The following is a 14601-nucleotide window of genomic DNA, read 5'->3' on the forward strand; positions in this document are numbered from 1 at the left end:
AGCTAGGTCGGCTATACTACTCTCTTTCGATGAATAGTCAACAGGTTTTGTTATTTAATTCTCTTAACAAATCATTCCTTAACCAATCTTTAAAATTCCAGTTCGAAATCTTAACATCTTAATCAAGCTACTGATTTATCAGAAGTTTTATTTAACATCACCGCCGATGGATGTGCATTCTACAGCATTCCTAATCCTACACAACCCCCTTTTTAAACTATTTTCATTTATCTCAAACAACAGCTTAATAATTACTCAAAATTGAGGTTTTTGACTATTTTTTACACGCAAATGGCGCAGGATGCGCAACTTCTTTTGATTTTTTCTCTTTATTATTCTTTTCTTGCCACTTTAAAGGACGACAATCGATATATTCGCAGTAACCGGCTTGCCCTTCTTCCATCTCTCCGTCAATCGTCACTTGATAAGTAAAACTTCCAACATAGCCTGCGGCTAAGCCAAATTTAAAGTCACCGCGACTTTCTGCTAAAACATGAATGGATCGTTGCTCATCTTGATATGTCCATTCAAATTCTCGAGGCAAGTACATATCTTGATGATTGGGTGTGGTCATTTTTGGATAAACACGATGGACTTTGAAATAGACATAATTATCAAACATCTCTGCCATGGCAGTATTTCCATCTCGCAAATACATTCTAGACTGGATAATTTGATTGAAGTTATTTCGAATTTGCGCAAGAAGTAATTGACGTTGATTTTTTAGATTAATAATTTGATAGGTAAAAAAGCATAAGGGTAAGTAAGGAATATTGATTGCCCTTGCGTACTCAAAAGATCCCATCTGATCAATCTCATACTTTTGACCTTTATAAACGATTTGACCTTTACACTGGCAAAGTAATGACCAATGGTCAAACAACCCTAATCTTAATTTCGTGAAATGCGAAATAATCGGCTTAGTATAAATATTTAGATCGATTGAAAGCTCATCATCTTCACGTGTTAAACGGAAATGAGGAAATGTACCGCGTAAGTGCTCTTTATTAGCAAAATAATAATCTTCATCTGTAAATTGGCAATCTTGCTCAATCGAATAACGGCTGGAATGCCCCACCATGTGTGGACTTGTACTACTAATGACTGTGACTGTATCTAATGCAGTCGTTTGAATGGCAGATTGATTACGAATCATGGGTACATTCGGTTGCCCAATGATCGTTAAGAAATTCAAATAATGTAAGGGTGCAGATAAATTAGGAATCATCAATCCTTGATGAATAATTTTAAAACGTCCCTTAGGACCATGATAACCAAGCTTCAGTGGAAACTGAGCTTGATTGAGTTGTTTGGATTCATCGACAAAATTCATTAACAACTGCATATCAAGCTCCTTATTTTTATGGTGTTATATTTTTTCTCGCCAGAAACGTGGTAACAAAACCTGAAAGTGCGTAAATAATCGATAAGATGAGTATTCCGACTGGAATATTATACGTAATCGCTGCAAGGATAAAGACTGCAATCGGTAGCACTGCAAAAGGTACACGTTTACGATCTACTGTTTTAAACGAATAATATTTGATATTCGAAATCATCAACAAACCAACCGCAATAATAACCACAGCATTGATTGTTTGAATCACCGTATCTTTTATATCAAAGATAAATGGAAAGTCTCGACCAACCCAAACCAATGAAATAATCATTACCGCAGCGAGTGGACTGGCAACACCAATGAAATAGCGTTTATCCACCACACCTATTTGTACATTAAATCGTGCTAAACGAAAAGCCGCACATGCGGTATACACAAAGCAAGCAGCCAGACCAATACGACCTAAATCATGCAAACTCCAACTATACATCAGGATTGCAGGAGCAACACCAAATGCCAATAAGTCAGAGAGTGAGTCAAACTGTTCTCCGAAAGCACTTTGCGCACCGATGGCACGTGCAACACGCCCATCTAAACCATCCAATAGTGCTGCAATAAAAATAGCAAATATGGCTTGCGTATAATCACCATTCATACTCGCAATAATTGAGTAGAACCCTGACAACAGTGCCGCAGTCGTAATAAGATTTGGCCACAAGTAGATACCACGTCGTTTGACCTTTTGCCCTTCATGGGTGTGCTCTTCTTCTTCAACCTCAAAAGTGATGCCATCAAAACTATGATCATCAATTGAAGAAGTTTCACTTTCAGGCTTATTTGTATTTGTCATTCTTGTTGATCCTAACGGGTGACCTTATCTCAAATTAATACGACTTTTCGAATTTTAAATTATTCGCCAACCAACCAGCGTACAGCAGCATGTCCACCATTATCGCTCATGCGTAAATGTGGGAATAACCATTGTAGTGCTTCATCCGCATCTTCTGAAAACTTCCAAGGTGGGTTAATGATGAGTAAACCACAACCATTCAAACCTACAGGAGTATCATCAGGCCATACACAAACTTCACAAACCAATTGACGGCGAATACCAGTTTTAATCATTTTCTTCTCAAAACGATCAATCATGGCACGGTCTTTAATTGGATACCAAACGGCAAAAACGCCTGTAGACCATTTTTTATGTGCCGCAGCGAGTAATTCAACCAACTGTGGAAAATCTTTACGTTCAAGCTCATAAGGTGGGTCAATCATCACCAAACCACGTTTTTCTTGTGGTGGAATGACACCCAGTAAACCTTCATAAGCATCACGTTCATGCAAACCTGCACGACGATCACGAATATTGAAATACAACTGTTGAAATACATCACGTTGCATTTCAAAAATAGTTGCTTTATCAATATCACGCATGCCTTCAAGTGCAAACCATGGCGAACCTGGATATGCACCTTTTCCTGATGTTGCGCGCATATCTTCAACAATTTTAAGATATTGTTTAATGCCTTCAGGTGCTTGACGAGTAATTGAATCATCCAGTTTAACTAAACGATGAATACCTGTTAAAAACTCACCAGATTTTTGCGCAGCAGCAGTAGATAAATCATATTTACCCGCACCACCATGTGTATCGATATAACGATATGGTTTGTCTTTGGCATTTAAGCGTGTCAAAAGTTGCAGCAATAACACATGTTTCATGACATCAGCAAAGTTGCCTGCATGGAAATGGTGACGGTAATTCATGTTTCAATTAATTCCTGAGTTCAACGGGTATTTTAGCACGAAAAAAGATTTCTTCACTGCCCATCGATTGTTCTAAGATAGTCACTCTTATTATTATATTGATTTCTCGGAATTATATGGAAGCAACTTTTCTCCCAAAGTCATGGAATGTTGATCAAATTCTTACAGATTTAGATCAACATGGTTTTGCAATCATTGATGAAGCTTATCCCCAAGACTATGTACAAGCTTTAGCCGAAGAATGTATATCCAATTTAAATCGTTTCCGTGATGCTGCTGTTCAAAGTGGCATTGTCAGCAAAATTCGCAGTGACCATATTTTGTGGATTAATGAAGATTTAGTGACAGCACAGCAACATATTGATTCATTAAAAGAACTTTCCCAACATTTGAATCAATGCTTTTATTTAGGCATTAAAGAAGTAGAAGCACATTTCGCTTGTTATAACGCAGGTGAATTTTATGCATTACATCGAGATAATCCACAACAGAAAAATGATCGTGTCATTTCAGTGGTGTATTACCTGCATGAAGACTGGCAGGACAACTGGGGTGGTGAACTTCATTTACAAGATAAAAATGACCAATGGCATTTGATCCAACCAAAACCCAATCGTATTGCGCTCTTTCAAAGTGATTTAATGCATGAAGTGATTCAAGCCAAACATCAACGCCTTTCTATCACGGCTTGGTTACGTAGTGGTAATCATCTGTTTTAAGCATGTTTCATTGTTTGAATCACATAGAATGTTGGTTTTCCCTTTAAATCTGTATTTTCAGCCTTATATACACAGCATTCATAAATAAGGAACAGGCTATGTTTGAAAATACAAAACAAGTGATCGCGCGTATTGGTGAAACTGACCAATTGTATTTGACAAATAATACGCCTGAACTTGCCTTAGAACGTGCTGATTTACGCTTACAATTGGTGATGATGAGTAATCTTCGTCAGGAACAACTGCATTTTCTTCAAGAAGCCATTGTTCTATTAGAAACTGCTCGTGTTGAGTATGAAGAAATGCCCATGCGCCAGTATCTGAGCTTATCTTTACACTTGGCTAAAGCCTATATGGTGTATTTTGAAATCACCAAAGAGTTGCGTTTTGCCTTAATTACTCAACAAATTCTTAAACCTTTGGCTGTGAATAACAATGGAGATATTTACTTCTTCTTGGCTTATGCATCTGCATCTAAACAAGAAAGTGCTTTAACTCGTCATTGGTTAACTAAATTTATTCAAACACCTGAATTTGATTTAGACCTTTTACAACAACACCCTGCTTTCAAGGCTATGCATAAAGAGCCATGGTTTGTAAAAATTATTCAGAGTAAATTACATTAAGTTATTCTGATTTGGATTTGACCAGCTTATTTTTATCATGAGTAGGTCAAATCCAATCAAGAGTGAATTACATAAAATAATTCTCTTACATAATTACCACTATCCCTTCCAAACTTTAAACTTTGCCATCAGCCAAATCATTAACGGCCAAAAAATCGTATTGATGATGTCATGCATACTTGCACCAATACGCCAATAACCATGATTGATCAAATCATCACGCGCATCAAACAATTCATATCCAACCGCAACGATAACCACTGCCCAAATTGCAAAATGTGATTTCAACTGTCGATGATGTAAAAAAGCCACAATAAAGAACACCAATAAGCCTGCGTAAAAATATGCAAAGTATCACGGGCTAAATCAGTAAAATGAACAATATAAATTTTGAATTCTTGGAATTTAGACAAATACATAAAATATCATTAATTTTTTAGCTTTTTATTTAATAAAGCATCTTCGCCAAGTATGAATCAGCACTTTGTATTTTCTATAATGAGACATTAAAAAACTTTTATATAAGAAGCCTATCTATAATATTGAGATATTTTTTATCTTTAAAAAAGTACAACCCGAGTTCTGCATCCTGCAAAACTCGGGCTCATGAGGTCGTGCTTTCAATTACTTTTTTATTTTATTTGGTTGTCCATTCCAACATCATATCCATGATGATTTACCCATCAGCTTCGTCTTCCTTAGTGGGACTCTTCCTTTCCCTACTCCGTGTGCCGATGTAGTCATATTATGATGATTGAAGATGTGAATCCATCCGCTCTGCGCCTAAATCCTTGTAAGCAATAGCGTACATTTTAAGCACATTTTCATGCCTTTTTGTCTAACACTTATAATCTTGAGCAATTTCATCCGTCACTATTTTTTCTTCTTTTTCAGCTTTTTCAATACCTTCTTGAATCGCCTGTTGTGCTTCTTGTTCATCGGCATCTGTTTGTTCAAGTTCTTGTTGAACCTGCTCAAAAATCCGACCTGTCTGTAAAACCACATAAACAGGGAAATGATCTGAACCAATATGAGGTAAACGCTCCATTTTCACCAATGCAAAATCAGTACTGTGAAATACATGATCGAGTGACCATCTTAGAAACTTATAATTGGCATGAAAAGTATTCACATATTTACGCCCGACACGTGGGTCAAGTAGTCCACTGATCCTTTGAAATAATCGTGTGGTACGAGACCAAGCCACGTCATTTAAATCGCCCATCACAATACAACTTTCATCCAGTTCCTTAATTTGATCCCCCACAATCAATAATTCTGCATCTCGTAAAGTTGAATCTTTCGCTTCAGTTGGACTCGGTGGTTTTGGATGTAGACAATACAATTGTACGGGTTGACCCGAGGCTAGAATCACAGTGCAATGAATCGAAGGAATTTCATCACTGAGGATAAATTTGACATCCACATCCTTTAGCTCAAGCTTACTGTACAAATGCATTCCATATAAGTTTTCCAAAGGTACAGCCACTCTATATGGATAGTCTTGTTCAATCACTGAAAGTTGTTGTTGCCAAGTTTGATCGGTCTCTAAAGTTAAAACCAAATCAGGTTGATGTTTTTCAATCTGTTCAATTAAAAGATAATATTGATCATTGGGAGTCAGCACATTGGAAATAATTGCTGAAATTTGTTGTTTGGGATTCAATTTATTTTGCCTGACCTCCTTCACCTGTTTTTTCCACACAAAGGTATAAGGCAAAACCATCTTCAGTTGATAAGCCAAAGCGGCAATCAACAAAACCAATATGATCTCTCGGATTAAATCCCATGAGCCAGGCCAAAACAATAGGAATAGTAGAGCAATTATTCCCACAAAAAGAATTTGTAATCGTGGAAAATCTGCGCCTCGAAACCACCATTCATCCCGAGGAATCAGTGACCAAAAAGTCAGCCAGACAACGATACACGCAGCAATTTCAATCCAGATCATATTTCGTAACTCTTATATTCTGATTTTTTTATTCATTCATAAATTTATATCAGTTTTGCATGTAACATAAACAAGATATATTGCACAACATATTTGCTGTTTTGATTATGTTGCGCTTGTAGTTGAGCGCACTTTTGATACACTCAAACCCCTTTTAATTTTTTAACACACCGAGGCAAAATGACATGAAAGTAGGTCTGGTCGGTTGGCGCGGGATGGTTGGTTCCGTCTTGATGCAACGTATGGTTGAAGAGAATGATTTTGCTCACTTTGAGCCGTTCTATTTTTCTACCAGTAATGCAGGTGGTCAAGCCCCTGCATTTGGTGGTAAGACTGCCCCAGCACTTATGGATGCTTCAGACATTAAAAGTCTAAAGCAAATGGATGTCATTATTACCTGTCAGGGTGGAGATTACACTTCTGACGTTTTTCCAAAGCTCAAAGCTGAAGGCTGGAATGGCTACTGGATTGATGCTGCATCTACTTTACGTATGGATGATGATGCAATCATCGTACTTGATCCAGTCAATCTAAATGTCATTAAAGACGGCTTAGTCAAAGGGACTAAAACCTTTGTCGGTGGTAACTGTACCGTTTCATTAATGTTGATGGGTATGGGTTCACTCTTCCAAAATAATTTGGTGGAATGGATGACTGCGATGACCTATCAAGCAGCTTCTGGTGCAGGCGCGCAAAATATGCGTGAGCTCATCACAGGTATGGGTTACCTGTATAACAATACTCAAGATTTATTAGATGACCCTAAATCTGCCATTTTAGATATCGACAGTAAAATTGCGTCTCTACAACGTGGCGAAGGCTTCCCATCTGCAAACTTTGGTGTGCCTTTAGCAGGTTCACTCATTCCATATATCGACAAACAGTTAGATAACGGTCAGTCGAAAGAAGAATGGAAAGCACAAGTCGAAACCAATAAAATCTTAGGCAATCAGCAAATTGTTCCTATTGATGGTCACTGTGTTCGTATTGGTGCAATGCGTTGCCATTCTCAAGCTTTAACACTAAAGCTGAAGAAAGACGTTCCTCTTGATGAAATTGAAGATATGATTCGTCAATCAAACCAATGGGCAAAAGTCGTTCCAAATACACGTGAAGCATCAATGACTGATCTAACACCTGTTGCAGTGACTGGAACTTTAACTGTACCTGTGGGTCGTTTACGTAAATTGAATATGGGCAAAGAATACCTTGGCGCATTCACCGTAGGTGATCAGTTGCTTTGGGGTGCTGCGGAACCTTTACGTCGTATGTTACGTATCTTAATTGATTATAAAAATGCTTAATTTTTTTGCTTAAAACGAAAAGCCGATCACATTAGATCGGCTTTTTTATGTAACCCAACCGTTAACAATTTACATTTGAATAACAGCTAGGTATTGTATACTTTTGCTGCCTTGAACTTCATCTGAGCAATGGATAGAGATGACTGTATATAACAAATTAAAAATTGCCATTTTAGCCATTATTTCTTCGCAATCTATTTCTGCGATTATACTTGACCCGATCCAAATTCAATCGGGTTCAGGGGATTTACTCTATGCTGAAATGAAGTTTAGTCATGCTGATCCAAATGCTAAAATAGAAGTGGGTTTAGCTGAAGCCGATGATTTGATGAGTATGGGGATTTCTCATCAACCACCTGGGCATCTCAATTTTTTCACACGACGCTCTGGTGATGGAAGTGGTGTGATTGTGATTACCTCATCTCGCCCAATTATTGAATCAGAACTGAATATTTTATTAAAGATCAAAGAAGGTTCTGCTACACGTATTCAACAAATTAAGACACCACTGGTACGTAATCGAGCGACTCCTGATGTTGTGAAGGCATCAAATATTGAAAAAGCATTAAAGCCTCAAATTGTGGTAAGTGAAAAAGATATTCAATTAAATTTACCGACTAGCACGCAATATGCAGTAAATAATAATGCGACAACCAATAGTAATACTACAAAATCTGGCGATAAACCGTTGACGATTAGTGTTTCAGCACCACCAGCCTTATCTTCAGCAGCACCGAAGACTCAAACATCTAATAGTGCATCATCACAAGCATCTAAAAATATCAATCAAAGCAAAATAAATGCTCAAGTTCAGCAAACAACTCAAGCAACAGCGAATGTGACTCAGCAAGAAACTGCCCCCGCTATTGATATCAAAGCGATGCAAAATTCTATTACTAAGACAACACCTATCAATAAAGAAGCGATGCACCAAGATGCTTCAGAATCAGATCAAAATGCTTTAAAAACCAAACAAAAAACAAGCGATTCTCAAACTGTCAATAAAACATCAAAGCAACAAGTTCAAACTGCACAAGATAAAAAATCTAATACTCAACAGCATGTTGTGCAAGCCAATGAATCTTTGTGGAAGATTGCATCGCGTATTGCAGCAGAAACCAAACAAAGCATTCCTGAAGTCATGAAGCAAATTAGATCAAATAATCAATTTGCGTTTATTCAAGGTGATCCGAATCGAATTCGTCAAGGCGCTGCTTTAAATATTGCTGCGAGCTATCACGCTGTGCCTGCTCAAAAACAAAACTCAGCTCTTTCATCGGCACCCGTACAAAAGCAATCTGGAAAAGCCAAATACCGTCTCAATCAAGCTGAAATGAGTTTGGTTGCAGACAATGATCAAGTCTCAGCACAAGGTTCTGCAAAAAAAGATTCTTCGCAAAATCAAACAAGTTCAGAATTATCATCAAAAGTTATGACAGCTCGTGAAAAAACGGTTAAATTACAGCAGAACGTGTCTCAATTAGTGTCGGCTTTACAGCAAAAGGATCACAGAATTCAATTATTAAATGCTCGACTTGCTCAGTTAGAACAACAATTGAAGCAACAAAATCAGGCGAATAAGCCGACACACTAATCAACAAATATTTTAGATATATAAGGTTCATTGATCTCAATGAAGGGGTTAAATTATGTTGTATGTGATTCCTTTTATTTTATTATTGGTTATCGCCATCGTCCTGAAAAAACGTGATGATGCCAATAAAGAAAATAGTGCGAATAAAGCAAAAAATACCAACAGTAAGAAAACAGCGAAAAAAAATACCGCACGCTCTGCTCGAACTTCACAGACACAGCAACCACAGAGCAAAGTTGTTGAAGATGACATCATCTTACAAAAAAAGACCACCCCTTTAACGGCTGACTTTAAAAAAAGTATTGAAAAGCTGATTCATGAGAAAAACTTTTTTTCTGCTGAAGCCAAAATCAATCAGTCTTTAAACCAAGATAACTCACAACATGAACTATATTTATATCTATTAGATGTACATGTTGCGCATAAAGATGATTTAGCTATTGGTCAATTACTGAATCATATTCGTTCATTGGGCTTAGATGATATTGCAGAACAAGCTGAAGTAAAAAATCAAGCCTATGAATCTCAGAATCAACTGGCTCATAACGATGCGATTGAGTTTGACCTTCCAGCAGCAGCTAAAACTGAAAAGCAGACCCATACTGATGCTGCATTTGATGCACTTGTAGGAAGCACTCCTACTGTCCAAAAACACAATGATTTTGAACAATTACAAAATAAACCCGTTGAACAAGAACCGCTTAGCTTTTCCTTAACAGAAGAGCCAGCTCCAGTTACTCGCCCTCAAGCAGAAACACCTGCAACAACAATTGAACCCCTTGAATTTAATTTTACATCAAGTGAAATATCAACGGATACAACACCTGTTTTAGACCTGAGTGCTGAGTACATTGCTCCGCCTGTAGAAGTAAAAACAGCGGAAACGATTCAACCACTTGATTTCACATTTGACTTAAATCCAAAAGTTGAAGAAAAACCTGAAGTTCAAGCACCTGATTTAGCGTTTAAATTTGATGCACCTGTTGTAGAGGAAGTTCAACCGAGTTTTAATTTAGAGTTAGAATCTCCACTTGTAGTTGTAGAATCTTTACAGTTTGAAACGAAACAAGAATCTGCGCCTATCACTCAAAGCCAAGATCCTCTTGCTCAATCGTTCCCTGCGCTCATCGATATGAATGAAATTCAATTGAATTTAGAGCTAGCATCGCAATATATTCGTTTAGGTGCGTATGCATCTGCTCGTGAGCTTCTTGCACAAGATGAGCACTTATATTCACCAGAGCAACGTGAAAAATCTCAATTGTTACTCAATAAAATAGCTTCTTAAGCTATTTCGCCTTAACATAAAGCAGTCATTAATGGCTGCTTTTTTATGATTATGAAAAAAATTGCTTTAATTTATATGGGTGGTACATTCGGCTGTGTAGGTGAACCACTTGCGCCAATGCCTGAAGAACTCTTTTTCCCGCAATTGAAACGGATTCTTCCGATTCATTACAAAATTGAATGCTTCAAAGCACCCAGTATTATCGACAGTAGTGCATGTACCGCTGAAGACTGGCTAAAGCTCATTCAACAAATTCAAAGCTTACAACAACAAAATTATCAACACTTTGTGGTTATCCATGGTACAGATACACTAAGTTATGCATCTGCAGTACTGGCTCAATTTTTACAACAATCCTGCCATGTAATTCTTACAGGTAGCCAATATCCCTTGCTCAATATTCAAGGGGATAATAGCCGTGAATTTACCGATGCAATTGACAATCTCATTACTGCCTTAGACCAAGTTGTGAAAGTCCCTGCTGGTGTTTACCTTGCTTTTTATCATCAAGTTTTTCATGCCAATACTGTACTAAAAGTACATACCACTGCTTTAGATGCATTTCGTGGACAAAAAATAGATCAAAATATTGAGCCAACAAATCAAGTTGCTTATTCTATTCAGGTCTCAGATCTTGAAAAGAGTAAGAGTTTAAATATCAGTAATATGATGATGCTCCCCATTGAAAAACAACAGCTCAATCAGAATTTAAAAAATCTACTCTTTTCACCCCCACATTTTTTAGTAATACAAGCTTACGGTGTGGGTAACTTAGCGGTAAATCAAGACATTATTGAAACACTCAAAGCATTACAGCAAAAAAATTGTCTCATCATTTTAGCGACCCAAGTACCTTTTGGTGGTTTGGATCAACGTTATGCGATTAGTCATTGGGTGAAAGATGCAAAAATAATAGTGAGTAATGCAAAAAGTCAGGCAGATCTTTATGCCAAAATACTCAAAATCTATTTACAATACCCGACTTCTGAACAATGGCATGACCATTGGTACGAGTAAGCTAAATAGAGGTCTTTATGCAACGTTTTGCTGTAGGTATTGAGTTTTGTGGCGTTCGATACAAAGGTTGGCAAACGCAACAAGCAGGTGTACGCAGTCTGCAAGAAACCATAGAAAAAGTCCTCAGTAAAATTGCCGATGAACCAATCCTATTACATGGTGCAGGTCGTACTGATGCGGGCGTACATGCAACCAATATGGTGGCACATTTTGATACCAATGCCATTCGCCCTATTCGTGGATGGTTAATGGGGGCAAACAGTACACTTCCGAAAGACATTGCTATTCAATGGATTAAAGAAGTCGATTCCGAATTCCATGCTCGCTTTAAAGCACAGGCACGTCGTTATCGTTATGTGGTTTATCAGTCTCCAAGTCGCCCTGCTTTACTCCATAAGCAAGTGACCCATGCTTATTATCCGCTTGATGTCGATAAAATGATTGAGGCTGCGAAAAAATTTCAGGGCATTCATAATTTTGAAAGCTTCCGCGCTGCGGCATGCCAGTCCAACAAACCTGTTCGCCATGTGACCCATTGCCAATTGATTCGCCATGGCGCTTATTTGGTTTTAGATATTCAAGCAGATGGCTTCTTACACCACATGGTGCGTAACATCATGGGCTGTTTACTTGAAGTCGGTCAGGGAATGTATGACGTTGATCATATTGATGAAATATTCGCTGCGGAAGACCGCAAAGCTGCTGGTATTACCGCACCACCTGATGGCTTATATTTTATTCAAGCACATTATCCTGAACAATTTGACTTACCTAAAGTTCCATTAGGACCACATTGGCTGAATATGCCTGAATGATTTTCAAATCAAAAATCCCTCTAAAAAGAGGGATATATTTAATTTACAAATTTAATAAGTAAACGCTGAGCTACCAAAATTTCCACCATGGTTTTTTATTCTTCTCTATATTAGATATCACGTCATTAGATATAATATGATGTTGATGTTGATGTTGATGTTGATGTTGATGTTGATGTTGTAATGATTCACTGGTTACTAAACTTTGGTTTTGTTCAATTAACCCTATTTGTTTTTCTTTCATTTCAGCCAAGCTACTATCCAACCACAACTCATACCAATCTAAAAAAGTGAGTTTATCGGAGTTACCTAGCTCACGAGATGGATAAATTCCTCCATCATCTGCCCGATCATCTGTCCAGATATAGCCATATTCTTGACCATTCACCACTAAATTTAAACTGATACCACATCCATAATTACAAATTGCAATGACACCATCCATTTGATGTTGATGAAATTTAAAATACTGCCTTTCAAATTCCTGCTCATCTTCCTCATCACACGTTGCATTAAATACTTCATTCCAAGGCTGTGTATGTAAAAAGGGTAAATCAGGATTGAGCAGTGATGCTGAACTTGGACGGTCTAAATCGACATATAAGATTTTTTCAAAAGGCTCTACACCTAAAAATGGACCTGCGCCACCATTTCCAACATGCATCAAAAAATCCACATATTCTTTTGGCAAAGTAACATTATAAAGACTTTCAAACTGCTGAATAGTTTGTCCTGTTAAAATAGGATTCAAATGATATTGATGAATGTTTGAACCGAATAAACGGTAATCTAGATCTAAGGTTTTGAGTTTTTCCAACTTTGTTATTATTCTTTCTAGGTGTTCATTCATTTTTATTATCCTGTATGACGATCTTATGCATTAAAAACATCTTTAAAAATTAAAAGACGGAATAACATAAGATGAATTTAAGTGAAAAGTTCTCATGAGAACTTTTCACTTACGATCACTCACTCAACATTTAGCGTTGTTTACGCTTTCGGTATTCTACAGGTGTTTCATTAGTCCAACGCTTAAACGCGCGATAGAACGTGCTTGGCTCAGAGAAACCTGTTAAATATACAATTCGCTCAACACTCTCCGCTGTATTCGCCAAAAGCTTTTTGGCTAAACGACAACGATAGTCTGATAAAATTTGCTGAAAACTAGTATTCGCTTCAGAAAGCTGTGTTCTTAAACGACGTGGAGTGATATTGAGTTGCGCAGCCACTGTTTCCAATGTGGTTTCACCACTTTCTAAGGTCGAGCCAATTGCACGACGCACCTCACCGACCAAATCATAACGCGCAAGCTCTTGCAACTTCTCAATTGCCAATTGCTCGTGCAATTGCAATAGCTCGGGCTCTGCCTGCCAAAGTGGATAATCCAAAATAGCAGGATCAAAATATAAGCGTGTTTCTTTTTGCCCTAAACTAACAGGGCATTCATAAACACGGAAATACTCTCCATCTGTTGCACCTTCCGCGAAATTAAAATCAATATAGATTGGCTCAAAGCGCCCTTCTGTAATGAATTTAAAGAAACGTAAAATACCTGAAATTGCGCATTCAGAAAAATGACGGTTCACAATGTTATTTGCCCAAGGCTGAACACCATTGGTTAAATAACAACGCCCATCCTCTTCCACAATCAATTTGGCATGGAATGCATCACTAATCAGACGTTGATAGGCTAAAGCTCTTTTTAGACCTTCACCAAAGTTTTCACTGGAAATAAATAGGTGTTCAATCACTTGTCCACGGTACAGTGGTAAGTTCTCACCCAAAAACAATCCAATATCAGGATTTTTACTGACTTCTTCCGCAGCCACCCAAAATGCATATTGCGCACTTAAGGGTGTACGTGCATTTTGATCGACCTGATTTAATGCCACACCCGCTTTTGTTAATATTTCTTCTGTAGGCAAACCCGCACGACGGATCGCTTGATAGCCTAATCGCAAAACAACCGAAGCATCAGTTAGCTGACTCACGCAGTGCCCTTCCTTGTATGTTATTCATTTATACTAAAAACACAGATTTTAGATTACAGACGATTGACCAAACTGACAACAGGTATCCGCATTTTTTTGTAGAAATTATTTAACCAGATGTTCGCCTATTTTGGACACATCTGGCAGCTAGAACAGCCTAACCATCTTGTTTTTTACAAAAAAATTGCCT

General features: G+C 37.7%; 14 protein-coding genes. 7 read left to right on the top strand and 7 right to left on the bottom strand.

From position 1 onward, the window contains the following. Positions 1-274: 274 nt before the first annotated feature. From B9T35_RS02370 to B9T35_RS02380, 3 genes are read right to left on the bottom strand one after another with little or no spacing between them, the layout of a single operon-like run. Complete coding sequence (locus B9T35_RS02370; RefSeq protein ID WP_086189537.1) at positions 275-1345, bottom strand: DUF6670 family protein; 1071 nt, start codon at positions 1343-1345, stop codon at positions 275-277. Positions 1346-1361: 16 nt separating this feature from the next. Further along, positions 1362-2189, bottom strand: a complete 828-nt coding sequence (gene pssA / locus B9T35_RS02375) for a CDP-diacylglycerol--serine O-phosphatidyltransferase (protein WP_086189538.1) — start codon at positions 2187-2189, stop codon at positions 1362-1364. A 59-nt stretch (positions 2190-2248) separates the two neighbouring features. Further along, on the bottom strand, positions 2249-3106 hold the full coding sequence (locus tag B9T35_RS02380) for a 23S rRNA (adenine(2030)-N(6))-methyltransferase RlmJ (protein ID WP_086189539.1): 858 nt from the start codon (positions 3104-3106) through the stop codon (positions 2249-2251). Between the two features lie 116 nt (positions 3107-3222). On the opposite strand from B9T35_RS02380, the gene B9T35_RS02385 reads away from it, so the two are divergent. Beyond that, positions 3223-3825, top strand: coding sequence for a 2OG-Fe(II) oxygenase (locus tag B9T35_RS02385; RefSeq protein ID WP_086189540.1), 603 nt, complete (start codon positions 3223-3225; stop codon positions 3823-3825). Between the two features lie 98 nt (positions 3826-3923). Beyond that, positions 3924-4451 carry a hypothetical protein gene (locus tag B9T35_RS02390; protein ID WP_086189541.1) on the top strand — a complete coding sequence of 176 codons (528 nt, stop codon included), beginning with the start codon at positions 3924-3926 and terminating at the stop codon, positions 4449-4451. A 99-nt stretch (positions 4452-4550) separates the two neighbouring features. Here the strand turns inward: B9T35_RS02390 and B9T35_RS02395 are convergent, their stop codons facing one another. Both B9T35_RS02395 and B9T35_RS02400 read right to left on the bottom strand, forming a co-directional pair. Beyond that, a complete protein-coding gene (locus tag B9T35_RS02395) occupies positions 4551-4763 on the bottom strand; it encodes a hypothetical protein (protein WP_228147067.1) in 213 nt (70 codons plus the stop codon). Positions 4764-5289: 526 nt separating this feature from the next. Continuing rightward, the gene (locus B9T35_RS02400) at positions 5290-6402 is read right to left on the bottom strand and encodes an endonuclease/exonuclease/phosphatase family protein (RefSeq protein WP_086189542.1); all 1113 of its coding nucleotides are present in this window, start codon (positions 6400-6402) and stop codon (positions 5290-5292) included. Between the two features lie 185 nt (positions 6403-6587). Here B9T35_RS02400 and asd point away from each other — a divergent pair, with 185 nt between their 5' ends. The 5 genes from asd (at position 6588) to truA (ending at position 12420) form a co-directional block, all read left to right on the top strand. After that, entirely contained in the window at positions 6588-7706 is a 1119-nt protein-coding gene (gene asd / locus B9T35_RS02405) for an aspartate-semialdehyde dehydrogenase (protein ID WP_086189543.1), read from the top strand. Positions 7707-7845: 139 nt separating this feature from the next. Further along, positions 7846-9300 carry a FimV family protein gene (locus B9T35_RS02410; protein WP_086189544.1) on the top strand — a complete coding sequence of 485 codons (1455 nt, stop codon included), beginning with the start codon at positions 7846-7848 and terminating at the stop codon, positions 9298-9300. Between the two features lie 55 nt (positions 9301-9355). After that, the gene (locus tag B9T35_RS02415; RefSeq protein WP_322853538.1) at positions 9356-10588 is read left to right on the top strand and encodes a hypothetical protein; all 1233 of its coding nucleotides are present in this window, start codon (positions 9356-9358) and stop codon (positions 10586-10588) included. A 51-nt stretch (positions 10589-10639) separates the two neighbouring features. Further along, positions 10640-11605 (top strand): asparaginase domain-containing protein, encoded by a 966-nt coding sequence (locus B9T35_RS02420; protein WP_086189916.1) that lies wholly within the window; start codon positions 10640-10642, stop codon positions 11603-11605. Between the two features lie 17 nt (positions 11606-11622). Beyond that, positions 11623-12420, top strand: a complete 798-nt coding sequence (truA, locus tag B9T35_RS02425; RefSeq protein WP_086189546.1) for a tRNA pseudouridine(38-40) synthase TruA — start codon at positions 11623-11625, stop codon at positions 12418-12420. 70 nt (positions 12421-12490) lie between these two features. Here truA and B9T35_RS02430 read toward each other — a convergent pair whose 3' ends face one another. After that, positions 12491-13270 (bottom strand): SMI1/KNR4 family protein, encoded by a 780-nt coding sequence (locus tag B9T35_RS02430; RefSeq protein WP_086189547.1) that lies wholly within the window; start codon positions 13268-13270, stop codon positions 12491-12493. 130 nt (positions 13271-13400) lie between these two features. After that, a complete protein-coding gene (locus B9T35_RS02435; RefSeq protein WP_086189548.1) occupies positions 13401-14411 on the bottom strand; it encodes an AraC family transcriptional regulator in 1011 nt (336 codons plus the stop codon). Positions 14412-14601 lie beyond the last annotated feature (190 nt).

The organism is Acinetobacter sp. ANC 3832 (genome assembly GCF_002135415.1).
In the GTDB taxonomy this organism is placed as follows: domain Bacteria; phylum Pseudomonadota; class Gammaproteobacteria; order Pseudomonadales; family Moraxellaceae; genus Acinetobacter.